Annotated in this window: 14 protein-coding genes; all 14 read right to left on the bottom strand. The window is 38.2% G+C overall.

What is annotated here, in order from left to right; translation table 11 throughout:
- Positions 1-205: 205 nt before the first annotated feature.
- The 14 genes from ACWICE_RS06245 to dctA all read right to left on the bottom strand — a co-directional run bounded on the left by ACWICE_RS06245 (position 206) and on the right by dctA (position 15,146).
- The gene (locus tag ACWICE_RS06245; protein ID WP_058699738.1) at positions 206-1,015 is read right to left on the bottom strand and encodes a PRTRC system ThiF family protein; all 810 of its coding nucleotides are present in this window, start codon (positions 1,013-1,015) and stop codon (positions 206-208) included.
- A complete protein-coding gene (locus ACWICE_RS06240) occupies positions 1,012-1,725 on the bottom strand; it encodes a PRTRC system protein B (protein WP_058699737.1) in 714 nt (237 codons plus the stop codon). The genes ACWICE_RS06245 and ACWICE_RS06240 overlap by 4 nt, the downstream gene beginning before the upstream one ends.
- A 10-nt stretch (positions 1,726-1,735) precedes the next feature.
- Positions 1,736-2,890: a hypothetical protein gene (locus ACWICE_RS06235; protein ID WP_058699736.1), complete on the bottom strand. Its 1,155-nt coding sequence runs from the start codon at positions 2,888-2,890 to the stop codon at positions 1,736-1,738.
- Between the two features lie 17 nt (positions 2,891-2,907).
- Positions 2,908-3,126, bottom strand: a complete 219-nt coding sequence (locus tag ACWICE_RS06230; RefSeq protein ID WP_058700045.1) for a PRTRC system protein C — start codon at positions 3,124-3,126, stop codon at positions 2,908-2,910.
- A gap of 26 nt (positions 3,127-3,152) precedes the next feature.
- A complete protein-coding gene (locus tag ACWICE_RS06225; RefSeq protein ID WP_058699735.1) occupies positions 3,153-3,755 on the bottom strand; it encodes a PRTRC system protein E in 603 nt (200 codons plus the stop codon).
- Between the two features lie 4 nt (positions 3,756-3,759).
- Positions 3,760-3,963: a hypothetical protein gene (locus tag ACWICE_RS06220; protein WP_058699734.1), complete on the bottom strand. Its 204-nt coding sequence runs from the start codon at positions 3,961-3,963 to the stop codon at positions 3,760-3,762.
- Between the two features lie 52 nt (positions 3,964-4,015).
- Entirely contained in the window at positions 4,016-5,089 is a 1,074-nt protein-coding gene (locus ACWICE_RS06215) for a DUF932 domain-containing protein (RefSeq protein ID WP_058699733.1), read from the bottom strand.
- 45 nt (positions 5,090-5,134) lie between these two features.
- Positions 5,135-5,524, bottom strand: coding sequence for a single-stranded DNA-binding protein (locus tag ACWICE_RS06210; RefSeq protein ID WP_058699732.1), 390 nt, complete (start codon positions 5,522-5,524; stop codon positions 5,135-5,137).
- Between the two features lie 655 nt (positions 5,525-6,179).
- Positions 6,180-7,055: a DUF4238 domain-containing protein gene (locus ACWICE_RS06205; protein ID WP_058699731.1), complete on the bottom strand. Its 876-nt coding sequence runs from the start codon at positions 7,053-7,055 to the stop codon at positions 6,180-6,182.
- A gap of 2 nt (positions 7,056-7,057) precedes the next feature.
- Positions 7,058-8,446 carry a hypothetical protein gene (locus ACWICE_RS06200; RefSeq protein ID WP_058699730.1) on the bottom strand — a complete coding sequence of 463 codons (1,389 nt, stop codon included), beginning with the start codon at positions 8,444-8,446 and terminating at the stop codon, positions 7,058-7,060.
- A gap of 139 nt (positions 8,447-8,585) precedes the next feature.
- A complete protein-coding gene (locus ACWICE_RS06195) occupies positions 8,586-9,896 on the bottom strand; it encodes a site-specific integrase (protein ID WP_058699729.1) in 1,311 nt (436 codons plus the stop codon).
- A gap of 479 nt (positions 9,897-10,375) precedes the next feature.
- Entirely contained in the window at positions 10,376-12,493 is a 2,118-nt protein-coding gene (locus tag ACWICE_RS06190) for a catalase (protein ID WP_454297879.1), read from the bottom strand.
- A gap of 24 nt (positions 12,494-12,517) precedes the next feature.
- Positions 12,518-13,723, bottom strand: a complete 1,206-nt coding sequence (locus tag ACWICE_RS06185; RefSeq protein WP_454297878.1) for an NAD(P)/FAD-dependent oxidoreductase — start codon at positions 13,721-13,723, stop codon at positions 12,518-12,520.
- 148 nt (positions 13,724-13,871) lie between these two features.
- The gene (gene dctA / locus ACWICE_RS06180; RefSeq protein WP_254530053.1) at positions 13,872-15,146 is read right to left on the bottom strand and encodes a C4-dicarboxylate transporter DctA; all 1,275 of its coding nucleotides are present in this window, start codon (positions 15,144-15,146) and stop codon (positions 13,872-13,874) included.
- Between the last annotated feature and the right edge of the window lie 70 nt (positions 15,147-15,216).

Below are 15,216 nucleotides of genomic sequence, written 5' to 3'. Positions count from 1 at the left end.
CGCAGATGTGGAAAGAAAAGAAGTTCGCTAAAACAACGAAAGGGATACTGGAATATCCCTTCAAAAACAGATCGCAACCTGTTTGATAAAATGTGAAGTGAGGACGGTGCGTAGCCTTACATTTTGGCAAAGGGGTTGTACCGCTTAAATGCAAAAAGACTGCCCCGACCATCGGAGGGAGTGTCTTTTTGCGGCCCGATTTTGGCTATCGGGCGACTGGAATAGGCTGTGACCTAAAATCTTTCAGATTGAGAAAAAAACCTCTGTATTCGGTCAATCCATTACGAAATAAACCCCATAACAAAGAACTACCCATTTGAGCCAATGACGAATTGATATATAAATCCTGTTTTTCCAATGCTTCAGCTAAACTGCAACTTGGTGTATCGTCTTGCTGTTCGGACTGCTTTAACAAAGCACCAAATTCATCTGTAACCATTGGCAGATTAGCTACCGTTTCATATATATCGGAATTGGGTTGTTTTATATCTCCAATAGTTGATAACAATACTTGTCCTGTATATTGGCTGTTACCATAATCCAACCAGTATTTTGGTTTATGATGATAATATTTTCCGTTATCCAGTGCTTTTAATATTTCAGCAATACCAAATCTTGCCTTTACACTATCTACACAGGTAATAAAGATAGTAGCCTGTGCGTTTTCGGGAAGTTTGCCCAAACTGTCCTTTTCAAACTTCTGCGTTTCGGCTTTCCAATTTGTACCTGAAAAGCGGTTGGCTCGGTTGATTAGAGCAGCAGATTTATACAATCCTACTTCGCATTCTGCAAAACGCTGTCTGCCCAAATTAGCTTCCGTAATAACATCATCATCCCAAAGGCGAACGGACAATCCTGCGTGACCTAACGCAATCAAACTATGGTTCATTTCCATTAAGGCGGTCAAAACCTTTGAGCCTGTACCACCTGCACCGATAAGGTTTACCGATATAGGATTGGTTGCATTTATTAAACTATTGTCCGTAAAATGGACTTTTATTTTTTCGGTATTCATCGCAATATGTCTTTTAAGGTTAGATTACTTTTTGTCAATACTTCCATTGGAAAAGCTTCGCCTGTGGCAATTAAATTTTCCCAAAGGCTTACGCAATTTCCTTTTATCGGGTTATGACCGTGCATTAAATGACTGAAATAACTGTTAAAGAAAAAGCCTTCCCATTTGTTTGTAAATTCTTCCAATGAAGCGGTTTTCTTTATGCGTACATCTACTGTACCCATACATACATTGCCGTCCTCGTACACATTAAAAAAAGGAGCGTTGTAAAGCTTTGTTTTTATCGTAGGTCTTCTGCCATTTATTAAAGCGAAAACGGCTAAACCGCTTCGGTTCGCTACCCACAGCATAGGCGGTACATTGGCTTTGCCTTTGGGTATTCCCAGACTTTCAATAAAATACATTTCCCTTTGTGTGGCTTTGGTAAACCAAACCACTTTGTTTCCTGTCGGCTCAAAGTATAAAACCTGATTGCTCAATACTCCCTGCGGTTTCAATAGCGGTTCTTTTTCCTCTTTGGCGGTCTTCAAAGCCTTTGCCAATTGGTTCGCTTCTTTTACGGTCAAAGGGTGTGCATTAATGGGCATACCGTTTTTATCCATATCAAAATGCTCTACATAAGTATCGTTACCCTTTCCAGTAGTCTGATAAAATACCAATGCTGATTTTGGATAGTACAGCATTCCGAAATCCTGTGTTATATCGTTCATAGTTTTGTTTTTAAAAATTATTTAAAATGTAGGTCAGTTCGTTTATCATCGGTAACAAACGGTTTTCAAACTCCAATGTATTGGCGGTTATATCGCTTCCGTCAAACCGTTTGATAATAATCGGTTCTTCCATCTGTCCGTATTCCTGTAATTCGTTATTTACAGATTCTACTACATTATCCATTAGCCACCCTGTACCATCTGCACAGAAGGAAACATATTTCTCCATAGATATAATGTTTTCCATATCTTCTTCGTTGGCTTCGCCATTTGGTCGGGCATTGCGGAAGACGGTTGCATTGGGGTACTGCTCATAAATTGCATAGGCTTCCTGTGCTACTTTATAGCAATCAGCATCAATCTTATCTTTTGGTTTAAAGCGGTTTAAACGGTCTTTAAAGAGCCTTAAATTGGCTTCGTTATATATCTTCTGTTCCATACGGTCGCCAATCCATTCCGCTTGTGCAAATTCACTAAGATAGGTTTCTGTGTCTTCTCCATAATCGTCCTCTGTTACCCAATCTTTATGCATCTCATACATCCAGTACAGATAACTGCTTTCCTGTCTGTAATAGGGAATGTCGGCAATGTGGTACAGATAACTACAAACCGATATAAGCAGTTGAGCGGTATGTTTTCGCTTTGGGTCTTTCAACCAACGAAATAAGGGTACTACAGGAATATAATACAGCGTTGCACCTGTATTATATCTTTCCTCACTTGTAAAAAACACTTTCTTACTATCCTGTATCAGTTTGATTTCTTCCCAATCGCTTACTTTAAGTTTTAACTGTTCTTCTATATCTTTTAAAGCCAATGCGATATTGTACGGATATCCTAAAGCCTGCGTTGGTTTCGGAATGATACCGTAATGCTCTGCTAATTGAGAAAGGGAACGATAAAAATCCCTTTCCATTTTGATATTATCCCTGCAAGCCTGTACAGTTTCCGTTTCTTCCAGTCTTGGGAGAAACGAAGTTCTTAGAAAACCATTGGCAACATAGTTACTGGTACAGACTTTTGTTTGTCCTTTTGGATTTCGTTTGCGTCTTTCGGTCGTTGCATCCAGTTTGCGAACTCGCTCAACTGACGATGTAATTGCTTTTGCTTGGGTTCTTGGGGCATTTGGAATGTTCCCGATACGGTATGTCGTTGCATAAGTCATTGTTTTACTGTTTTGGTTTAACCTTTTGTTCCCATAGCACTTTCAAAGCGGTACTGTACGGTATCGTCTTTGATTTGTGGTGCTGATACTTTTGCGGTGGTCAGAATGGGGTATGTATTGGAATAAAAATTCATTACTGCCTGTACACTCCATTGCGGTTCGGGGTCGTTCAGTTTAATTTCCTGCCCCTTGTTATTTAATATGAAAACTCGTTGTAATTGCGTTGCTAATAACATAACATTTAATTTTTTGGTTAACACTTTTATTCTTCTTCACCTGCTTCATCAATGGGGTAATCCTCTGTAACTACAGTCGATTGTATCGGTTCGGGTGTTGTTTCTTCTGTTGCACCGAAAAGGCTCGGTGTGGCAAATTTGTCCGATAGTGAAGTTTTGCGTTTGCGTATGGCATCGGCATAGTCGGGAAAATCGGCAGGGTTCGGCACTTTCATCCACGCTTCACGGAATTTGCCCTCTTTTTCCAATTCGTCAGCCTTTGCCATAGCTTCTTTATACTTCTTGTCCCTGGCTTCTTTTTCTTTCTTCTCCTTATCGGCTTTTTCCTTTTCCATTGCCGATTGCTTTTTGACTTCCTCCATTTGTTTTAGAAACTTTTCCATATCTACCATCATGCCCGAAACGGTTTGTACTGGTGCGGTTATCTGCTCAAAAAATCCCTCGTCAAACTCCTGTGCGGTAGCATTGAATGTAAGGGGTGGAATAAGGTTTTTGGCGTTATCTCCGCACTCATCATTGTTAAGCATAACCGATACTATTAGCTTGGTTTCTGTTCCCTTTGAAATGTTCAGTTGCAATACTCCTGTAAAGTCCAACTGCTGTATCTGATTGAAAAAATTTGTATTCATCGTTCTAATTTTTTTGTTTGTCCTCTAATCGTTTTTTCTTTGCTGTCAGTTTATTGTACATATCTGTCCAATAAGCGTTCTGTCTTTTGTCGAACTCGGAGAAACTTTCGTCCTCGTGTCTGTAACCAGTGTACCGTTTGCTAATCTTTATGGCTTCATCAAGGTCAGTGACTTCGATAGAGCATCCGTTCAAATCCGTTACTTTCATGTTTAATAATATAAGGCTACCACCGTTTGCAAGGCGGTAGCCTGTGGTGTAATTAATTAAGTTGAAAAACCTCTTCACCGACTTTCTGAAAAGAGGTACACAGTTCAAATGCTTTCTGTGATTTGAGTTGAGCAGTACCGCCCATTACAATACTCTGTAACTTGGCTTCGTTGTCTTTGTAGCTTCTTACGTTCTGATAGTAGCCTGTTACTGCATTATATGCCCCGAACAATGTGCCTTTGGTGGTGTCCATTTGTTGGGTATCGCTTACCATTGCATAAGCAAAAGCATCTTCAACCACGTTTTTGAATACGGTGGAAACTTCATCTTCCGCACCTTTTTTCAGTAATTCCAATGTTTCCTTATTCGGACAAAGTGCCAGTTGGATTAGCTTTTTAACCTCTTGGTCTGATACTTTGACTTTCGTCCACTCATTGAAAATACCCTCTAACTGGTCGCTAAACTGGTTAGCCAATCCCATAACTTTATGAGCATTGTCCAAACGTTGTTTTGCTCCTGCGGTGTGCTTGATGCGTACCACATTGCTCATATTACGCAAAGAAGCGTTTAAGGTATTTTGGCAAACGATACGGATAGGTGTAAAAGCGGCTGTAATACTTCCGCTACCGTCGTGCGAAGTTGTTAGGAAGATGTATTTTTCTGTCACATCATCGCCATTGCCCACACGGATATAACTCGGCAATTTGGCTGTAATAAAAATGCGTTCCCCATTACCTAAAGCTCCTGCGGTTTCGTATAAAATACCGTCTGTACCGCCTACAATACTGTCAAAGAATGAAAAAGCATCCCTGTTTTGTACGATATGGTAGTCTTTACCCACCACACCCAATACGGCATTGTTATCGGTGCGTATGTTGGCGAAATAGTTATGTACTTCCAGTTCGCTACTGCCTATCTCTATGCCGTTAGTGGTTTCGATAATACCCGAACCTTTGGTAAAGAGTGGAGATTTTACCACTTCATAATCTAACCCTGCGTGTCTGATAGCCTGCTCGCTTGTCGGATAATCCTGTACGATTTGCCCCAAACCGTGCCACGCTTTTTCCTTTACACTAAAGAATGAGTAACGTCCTGTCTTGCTGTTGAAATTGATATTATGTGCCATGATATTGAAATTTTAAAAGTTTGAAAAATGAATATTTGATTGTTGTTAAAATGGTAGGTCGTCTTTGGTCTGCTCCGCTGTAACCTTACCTTTGTTATTATTAGTAGCCTGTACGGTTTCTGTTTTCCTGCTACCTCCGTGCAGTTTGATTTGTGAGGTATGAAAATTCAGTCCTGCTTTTGGCTCTCCGTCATTTCCTGTCCACGCTCTTGTACTTACTCTGCCTGTTAGTTCTACCAGTGTGCCTTTTGTGAGTAGTCTGGCTACGTTGGGAGTTATCCAGTACGAGCAGTCGAAATAGGTGGTTTGCTCTATGCGTTCGCCCTGCTTGTTTTTGTAGCTGTCGTTTGTTGCTACTGAAAAGTTTACTACTTGTTTGTCCTGTGACGTTGTGCGTACTTCCGCATCCCTTGTCAATCTTCCTGTGATGTTCATGATTTTCGATTTTTACGTTGTTAAATTCCTGTTTGATTTTTTTTGATTTGATTTATTCGGCAATGAGAGGAGGTGCTTGTTTTCGTTTCACTTTTTCCATTTCCAATGCTGATATTTTTCATTTCTGACATTTTTTTTATTCGTGTAAAGAGCCGGAGTATGCTTTGTTTCGTTTCACGAGCATAAAAGGTTAGTGTTTAGCAGCAGCAAGGTTTTGTCAAAAAAATACGACCCGTATGGGTGGAGATTATTTTGCAAACCCGGAGGGCATGATCTTGCTGTTGCGTTAAGAACACTGAAATACCTTTGCTCTTGAAATGGGACAAAAACAGCATACCGGTTCTTGGATAAAAAATAATGTGGAAGCCATTGGAAAAGGCATTGAGCAAATGGCTGATTAGATTAGAATACAGGCATCACCTGCACGAATTTTAAACTGTTTTCTTAAAACTCGTGGCTCCTAAGAGTCACTTAAAAGAGAGATGGAAAAACAATGTTTTGGAAGTAGACAGGCATTTTGGAATTTGTCTTTTTCAAGAATATCCAGTGAAGCTCTTTTATGGTAGGATATGGGGAGGGTAAATGTGCTTTACGGATTTGTAGAGGAAAAAAAACCGAGGTTTATCGACCTCGGCTCAGTTGTAATAGGTAATGTTTACACAAACTTGAAAATGTGTTCATGAATAAGATTTGTTTGCCCTACACTATGTAAATTTTGGTACGCATAAATAATAGCAGCAAGATGGTCTTTATTACAGCAGACGACATACTTTTTTGCCTGATGAAACATTGCTAAATCTTTATTTACATAAAAAGCTATACTGTTGACCTTCTTGTTACCCGAGTCACTGCAAATGAAAGTTTCTTTATTACCTAGAGGTAAAATGAAGTTCCCAAAATCTTCTATATCGGAACGTTTGCTTTCAATAATTGGTGAATCTCCTAGGATAGATGTAATTATCTCATTTGAATCAATATAGCTGTTCTGATGTAATTTTGATAATTTATCTTCTGCTATTTCATAATTATTATAGAATGGTAAGAACGGAAAGATTAGTCGTTTTGTACGGTTGAAAATTTCAGAATTGAGTAGATGCTCGATAGCCTCCGTATTTTGAGAGCCATCATCATTTATGGCCTTTATCGAGATCGGTAATTTATCGTATGTATACTGTCTATCTTTATCATAGAACAGTTCATCATTAACGGGTAATCGCCATTTTAATGAAGAAACCATTACAAGTAAAGAAGTAAGCCCTTCTTCAGTGATATTTTTAGTCGCAATTATTTCTGTCAGATCACGGGAAAATTTTTCGTCAAGTTCAGCATACAACTTTTCAAGATTATCGTTTGCTGTTCCGCCAAAATCAAGGATATTCCTATTCATCTCAAAGAATATAGATTTGGGGCTTCTCTTTTCCTTTGCAAAGGTTTTTTTTTCTTTATCATACAGATAAAGCATATTGTCCGAATCAGCAAATTTCTTGATAAGGAACTGCGGAATATAATGATGACGTCTTGAAATACCCATATCTAACTATTCTTTTGTTTAAGGTCATCCAACTCTTTAAGATATGGGCCATATAGGTTCAATTCGTTAAGAGCAAGCCTGAATACTATACCGTTAATAGGGGGTGGAGTAAATTTTTCAAGATTGTCGCACTCAGGATCGCCGTCAGGGAAGCTATATTTTGCTTTCTGGTGTGCAGGTCTTGATGCGATTCGGTTTGTCCTTATACTTTCAAAAATTTCATAGGTAGCCAATATCAATACGGTAGCTTCACCGAAAGTGGTCAATTTATCAATATAAAAAAACTGCTTGTCTTTTAGTATAACAGGAGGTGTAAAAAGGTTTATTATTCTTGAAAGTTCAAGAAGAAACTTTTGTTTGTAACTAATAGTATCCTTACCGTTGGCAAAGAAGGGTCTAACAAAATAAAAGAAGTCATTTTCTTTTAGTTTTTGTGCCATATAAAATTTATCGTAATAATATTTCAATGCCTGTGAGATATGTATACGTCCTTGTTCGTATGTTAGATCGGCAAAGTCCTTAATGTTTTTAAGAACATCATTGTACTGAGGTACTTCTAAAAAATTAGTAAGCAAATATATTTCGGGATTCTCCTGAAATTGTTCATAGCCACCATCTTTTAATTTTTCAAGTATATCAATTAAAATCACTGGCGGGTTTGATGAGTTCAAGGCAAAGTATGCAATAAGAATTTTCTCAAATGCCGGGGCCCTTTTAATCCCGTAAAACGAAAGCAATTCATCAAAGAAACCATAAGGATAAAAGGGTCTTCGACTAAGCATACTTGGGTTAATATCCGATAAATTGTTCTCATACATATACTCGTCAATTGTAGAACTCAGAAACTCATCAATAGCACCAAATGTTAAGTAAAAGCTATTAATATTAATAAGTTCTGTTGTATATATCTTAATCAGAATCCTCGCTCCACTATACTTAACACCATTTACAACGACTTCCATTGGTTTTTCGGTTCGTTCTATCGATGCTATACCAAATTTTTTACTAGGCGTTTTATCAGTTTCTTCGACCACATTATAGTCAATATCATCCTCATTCAATATGGCTGTTATCTCGTTCCAATAATCTACCATATTCTTACAGCTTTCAAAGGTGTTACTGTTTATTGGATAAGCGTTAAGCCCTTCTTTTGACGTCAAGATGGTTGATGCTCGGAACCTATCACAAAAATTAAGGTTAAATTGACGTATTCCAGAGAATGTAGCAATGTTGGTAAGGTAGTGGTAGTATTCATGAATGAATATAGATTGCTCTTGACCGATTTGTAGGTCAGTTATAAAAGTGGTTAAGTTATCAATATCAAATCCATCTAGGCAGATATAAAATCTGTCAGGGTAGTATTTTATTTTAGTCAAGTCAATTTCTGCCATTTTATAAGGATTTTTTAACGACACTATAGGTCAAGTTTGTTTTGTAAATATAAAAAATAACAGGTGGCTTTAATTTGCATAAAGAGGTAAATAAAAAAGCAGAATTATAAAATCCTGCTTTTCAATAAATATTACACCATTAAGTGACCAGTTCTAATTCATCTTCAACTATTATGAAATCGGGCTGTGAAGGCGTATCTGGTTCCATTGAAATGAATGCTGTTTCCAGAGAAGCAAATTTCGGAGAAACCAAATCCATATCCTTGCTGATCTTCTGACTTGTAATCTTAGCATAAATCTGAGTGGTAGAAATATTCTTATGTCCCATCATCTTACTAAGGCTTTCAAGAGGTACTCCCTCTGTTAAAAACATTGTTGCAAAAGTATGTCGTGCCGTATGGAACGTCACTTTTTGTTCAGTGACAATTTCAGCTTCTTCAATCAGTTTAGCTACATGATTATTACATGTTGCATTGGATGGAACTGGAAATATGAAATCATTTCTTGTAATACCTCTGTATTTTTCAATGATCCGTTTGGGAATTTCCATCAAACGAACATTTGATGCAACATCCGATTTCTTTCTTCGGCTGATAATCCATTGATGACCGTCAAAGAAGGATTGAATGTTGCTCCACTTTAGCTTTTTAACGTCAATGTAAGACAACCCTGTAAAGCAACTAAAAATGAAAATGTCTTTAACCAGTTCATATTTCGGCTTAGAGGGTTTTAAGAATAACAATTTTTCCACAGCCTCCTTCAAAAGATAGCTACGATCAGTTTCCTGCATGCTTATTTCGTAATCCTCAAATGGATTTTGACGTATCAATCCTTTTTTAATAGCTAGGTCAGCTAAAGCTATAACAGGCATTGTATAAACCCATACCGTATTGTGTGTACATTCTTTATCAATGCGAAGGAAAAAATCGAACTCCCTGATAAAATCAGATGTAAGCTCACGAAAAGCCATATCATCCCGATGATACCTAGCTTTTATAAATTCCGTCAGATGATTGAAAACAACTTTGTACTTATAATAAGTGTTTGACGAGCGCTTACCTTTTGCCACCATTTTTTCAAAATCCTCATTTTGTTCTTTGAAAACTTTGAGTACTGCATCATCCATCACACCGACACCTAAAAAAGAGAGCTTAACTTTCTGTGAAGTAGCAAAACCTTCATCTTTAAGCATATCATCATAAATCTTATTGATACGTACACGAATTTTATCCAATTTTTGATTGGTAGTTAGTGCTGTTGTGCTTTTTCCCTGTACGCGTCCGTGTTTTAAATCCCAAGTATTGGGATCAATTTCCAGTTTGGTTCCAAAAGTTTTTGGTGTACCATCAATAGTAATACGTCCCATTACAGGTACATTACCATTTTTTTTGGGTTCATTTTTCTTCAAGTAAAACAATAGCTTGAAAGTGGATCTTTTAACTGTCTCCATAACTCAAAATTTTAATGTTTAAAATTAAATTTTAGCGAGTTACAAGGAAAGATAAAAAAGAGTGCAAAATGCTGAAATATAGCTAATTATACTATCTTGTACAATCCAAAACAGGTAATGATTTAGTAACCTATCTCTGTCTTTTTAAGCCCAAAACCTGATGTACACTACCTTCCAAATTCAGACCGTCAATTTATAAACTACTGCATAGTAACGGTTTTAACCGTTTTTCTTAATTTTACTTTTGTTCAATCTTTTTTATTTAAAAAAAGCTTGTTTATTGCCCAATTGAGGGCATTATTAAAAAAATATTAAAAAAAAGTTAATAGATGCACAATATTGCAGATACTAGGGCGTTTATAATTATACAAAAAAGGTTATTTTATTTTCAATTATGACGTGAGTTATAAAAAGAAAAAAAGAAGATAACTTTTTAAAGAAAGAGGCCGACTGTAAAAAGTTGGCCTCTTTTAATTTTTCTAGGAAGGAACTTTCCTGCTGTTCTCCCTTTCCCAGATTCTATGCTTTTTCAATGCCTGGATAAAATCATTGATCCAATTGGCTCCCGCAGATTCACAATTTACTGCTGCATCTTTATCAATAAAAGATTTCCCAATGAGTTTCTCCGCTTCTTTTGCAAAGGCTAAAGCCTTACAATGTCTATAGCCCTCATTTACAAATTGAAGATAATCTGGGTTTTGACCAAGTTTATCAATATTATCCCCAGCTGGAGTATAGAAACCATCAAAACAAACCGAAGAATCCGTCAGGTAAGAATGCTGCACTTCTTCCATATCGCCTTCCAAATACCTAAGATTTCCAACATGCGAGGAAACCAATACAGCCATTGCTCCTTCTTTCATCAATGCTTTGCGCATTTTATCCACCGACTTCTTACTAACACCATCATCTACCAAAAAAGCAATCTTTCTACTTGCTATGGTTCCTTCATCGCCCTTGACTTTCATGCTCAGGAATGCAGACTTTTCTACTTCTGGTTTATTAGGCTGGATCGGATAGTTTGGATGGTTTTGCTTCGCAAACTTTACCGTCAATGGATCTAAGGATTTTGAAGGCTTCAATCCAAGGTTTTTACCAATTGCATTTGCAAGGGCGGGCTCAACTTGATAAAGTATAGCCAATTCCCTTTTACGGATATCTTCTTTATTGACTTTTGACAATTCAAAACTGAAGGCATTTATCAGGTGAGTCTGTTCTTCTGTACTCAAGGAATGAAAGAACAACCTGGCTTGTGTAAAATGATCTGCGAAGGAATTGGACCTTGCCCTTACTTTCTTTCCATCTACTTGCTGCTTACCGGTCTGATAGCCCACCTCTCCTTTCATCATCGCTTGAAATGGACAACCATTTCCTTGACTATTTGGAAAATAACTCGAATTGCCTTTTAGGATATCCATCCTCGCAAAACCATCTTTTTGGTTATTGTGCTTTCCATTGATGGGCCTATTGATTGGCAGTTCATGGAAATTTGGACCTCCAAGCCTATAGTTCTGCGTATCCATATAGGAAAAGATTCTTCCTTGTAATAGTGGGTCATCTGAGAAATCAATCCCTGGCACCACTCTTCCTGGGTCAAATGCAGCTTGTTCTGTTTCTGCAAAGAAGTTTTCAGGATTACGGTTCAGGGTCATGGTTCCAATGATCTTTACTGGCACCAATTCTTCAGGTATTATTTTCGTTGGATCTAAGATGTCGAATGAAAATTTCATTTCATCTTCCTCTGGAATCAATTGAACACCTAGATCCCATTGTGGGAACTGTCCATTTTCAATGGCTTCCCAAAGGTCCCTGCGGTGAAAGTCAGCATCAAAACCTGAAATCTTCTGGGCTTCATTCCACGCTACAGAATGCACTCCTAATTTAGGTTTCCAATGAAATTTCACGAAAGTAGCTTTTCCGGCAGAATTGATAAATTTAAAGGTATGTACGCCAAATCCCTCGATCATCCGAAGGCTTCTTGGAATTGCTCGATCAGACATCACCCATAAAGACATATGTGCGGACTCGGGCATCAAAGAGATAAAATCCCAAAAGGTATCATGTGCAGAAGCCGCTTGAGGAATCTCATTGTTGGGTTCAGGCTTTACGGCGTGGATGACATCTGGAAAGTTCATAGCATCTTGGATAAAGAAAACAGGAATACTGTTCCCAACCAAATCATAGTTCCCTTCTTGGGTATAGAACTTTACGGAAAAACCTCTCACATCCCTTGCTAGATCTGTTGAACCCTTAAATCCAGCAACCGTCGAAAACCTCACGAACAAAGGAGTCACCGTTCCTTTTTTGAGAAAGTCCGCCGAAGTATATTCGCTCATATCCGCGGTCGCTTCAAAATATCCATGAGCACCTGAACCACGGGCATGAACCACCCTTTCCGGTATCCGTTCCCTATCAAAGTGCATGAGCTTATCAAAAAAGATATGATCTTGCTGTAAAGACGGTCCTCTATCTCCAACCTTTAGCGTATTGTTATTGTCATAAACAGGCACGCCGTCATTAGTGGTCATTACCTTGTTCATATTGTCAACAAGATGGCTGTCAATATGAGGTGCATCAGTATTCTTTCTTTTTTTCATGGTATTATAATTTTAATTAGACATTTATCTTCCAAAAGCGAAGTATGATGACAGTTTATGTTTTTTTCCTTTTAACCAATCCGAGACCATTTCCATCCCTGTTACCGAGAAGGTAATCCCATTCCCTCCAAAGCCTAAGACAAAATATGACCGTTTAAAATCCGGATGAGTACCGATATATGGCAGACCATCTTTGGTCTCACCGAATGTCCCTGCCCAGGTAAAATCAGTTACAAAAGACTTATCCTCAAAGACCTTATTAAAGTCCTTTTCCAATTTCAATGATTTTTCACCCAATAGCTCATCCCGCTTCTGAGGGTTTCTGAACTCCTCATCCTCACCGCCTATTAAAAATCGGCCATCATCTGTGGTCCGCATATATAAGTAGGGATCTGAGGTATTCCAGATCAGATAATCATTGTATTTTTCGTAAAGCTTTTGATTTACCTCCGAAACGATGGCATAGGTACTCAGGAGATCGACAAACTTCTCCTTGATCAGATTGGCACTTTCATAGCCAATGCAATAGATGATATGTTTGGCTTTTATCTTAGCCTTGGTATCCAAGTGAACAAGGTTGAATCCCTTTTTCTCTTCCACTCTCACAAGCTCGTTCCTATCAAAAATCTTTAATCCTCTTTTTTGATTGTACTCCAATAAATCATGCGCCAGACGGAAGGCATCGACACTTCCGCCATGCTTGGAAAGAATCCCTCCATGTGAATCTTTGATTTCCAACTTTTTCTCTATCTCATCCTTTTCCAACCAGCTCACATCAAATCCAGCTTCCTTTCTGGCTTCAAATTCCTTTTTCAACCAAGAAATATCTTTTTTTCTACAGGCATAGTACAGGGATAATTTCTTTTTGAAACCTGCTTCAGATTTTATCTTCGAGGCGATTTTCCCTAACTTATCAATGGATTCACAACAAGCCTTATAACTTTCTACTGCACCTTCCTTTCCAACCATATCTATCAATTGATACAAGGGGGTATCAATCTCATATTGCAACATGGATGTAGTAGCCGAGGAGCTCCCGTTCACGACTTCTCTTTTATCGATCACGACCGTTTCATAACCCAGCTCCACGCATTGGTGTGCAATCAGACTACCCGTAATTCCAGCCCCAACGACCAGAACATCGCATGCTAAATCATTTCTCAAGGAAGGATAAGATGAAATAATTCCATTCTTGACCAACCAAAAAGGTTCATTAGACTTTAAATCCATATAAAAATCTTAAACTGTGATACAATATCAACTTGGAATATTACTCTAACCAATAAAAGGAGGCTAATGTTTTACTTTTTTAGTTTTCGTGTTGTGATTTATCAAATTCTTTAAATAAAAAATCGCCCTTATGAGGCGATTCCAGATCTTATTTAATCTCTGCATGCGCAGAACCCAGCTTTTCATGAAGGAGGTCCTCATCCAAGCCCTTTTCATATTTGGCGACCACTATGGTAGCAGTAGCATTTCCAATAATATTGGTCAATGCCCTAGCCTCACTCATAAAACGATCAATCCCTAAGATCAAACCCACTGCCTCAACAGGGATATGCCCTACAACGGGCAAAGTTGCCGCAAGGGTTACAAAACCACTTCCGGTTACACCAGCGGCGCCTTTAGAAGTTAATAAGAGAACCAAGAGCAGGGTAATTTCCTGTTCTAGATTGAGGTGCATATTAAGGGCCTGTGAAATAAACACAGCTGCCATGGTCAGATAGATACAGGTACCATCCAGGTTGAATGAATAACCAGTAGGAATAACTAAACCAACGATCGGTTTGGAACAGCCTGCATCTTCCAATTTTTGCATCAGGCCAGGTAATGCCGATTCAGAAGAAGAAGTACCCAAAACAATCAATAACTCTTCTTTAATGTACTTTAGTAACTTGAAGATATTGACATTCACATAAAAATAGAGCACAGCACCAATCACACCTACAATAAAAACGATACAGGTGCCATAAAAACTGAGCATCAATAACCCTAAGGAGGATAATGCTTCGATCCCATACTTTCCAATGGTAAAGCCCATCGCCCCCATTGCACCAATCGGTGCCAAATACATGATCATCTTAATGACTGCAAACAAACCTTTTAAGAAGGATTGCAGGACATCGATCACTGGGGCTGAAGCCTTTTCACCAATTTTCGTAAGCCCAATTCCAAACAAAACAGCAAACAATAGCACTTGAAGAAGATTATCTGATGCGACGGCTGCAATAACATTATTGGGAATAATGCTCAGGATAAAATCCATCACGCTATTATGTTCCTTGGACTCCTGTATATAATGAGAAACGGCTGAAGGATCTAAAGTCTTGGGATCAACGTTCATCCCCGTACCTGGCTGGATCAGGTTCACAAATACCAATCCGATGATCAGGGCAATGGTGGTCATGATCTCAAAATAGATCAAGGAACTCAAACCAATCTTTCCGACTTTCTTGATATCCTGCATTCCGGCGATACCGATTACGATGGAACTAAAGATCAACGGGGCGATGATCATCTTGATCAACTTAATGAATCCGTCACCGAGAGGCTTTAGTTTAACAGCAAAATCAGGATAGAACACTCCGCATAAAATACCGATAAGGATGCCTAATATGACTTGTACATATAAACTGGAGAAAATTTTCTTCATATAAATCTTTAGATCCGTGAACGAATAGAATAGGTTTCAAAACTAAATGTAAAAAAAAATGAATTCCCAT

It is taken from the genome of Sphingobacterium sp. NPDC055346, assembly GCF_053645235.1.
This window is presented reverse-complemented; position numbering and strand designations above follow the sequence as displayed.